Source organism: Streptomyces sp. HPF1205 (assembly GCF_020400825.1).
Classification (GTDB): Bacteria; Actinomycetota; Actinomycetes; order Streptomycetales; family Streptomycetaceae; genus Actinacidiphila.
The window spans coordinates 1-304 of record NZ_JAINVH010000174.1 but is presented as its reverse complement, the minus strand read 5'-3'; the positions used below and the strand labels follow the sequence as shown (position 1 = coordinate 304).

1 protein-coding gene is annotated in these 304 nt (G+C 68.1%); it reads right to left on the bottom strand.

From position 1 onward, the window contains the following. Positions 1-304 (bottom strand): polyketide synthase (locus tag K7G61_RS36170; protein ID WP_225851383.1); only part of this gene is annotated, 304 nt, incomplete at both ends.

Below are 304 nucleotides of genomic sequence, written 5' to 3'. Positions count from 1 at the left end.
CGCCACACCCGCAGCCGCCTGCGTATGCCCGATATTCGACTTCACCGACCCCAACAACAACGGCCGCTCCACCGACCGGTCCCTGCCATACGTGGCGATCAGCGCCTGCGCCTCGATCGGATCACCCAACGCCGTGCCGGTACCGTGCGCCTCCACCACATCAATGTCGGAAGGCTCCAGGCGGGCGTTGGCCAGCGCCCTGCGGATCACCCGCTGCTGCGCCGGACCATTCGGCGCCGTCAACCCATTACTCGCACCGTCCTGATTCACCGCAGAACCCCGCACCACCGCCAGCACCCGACGG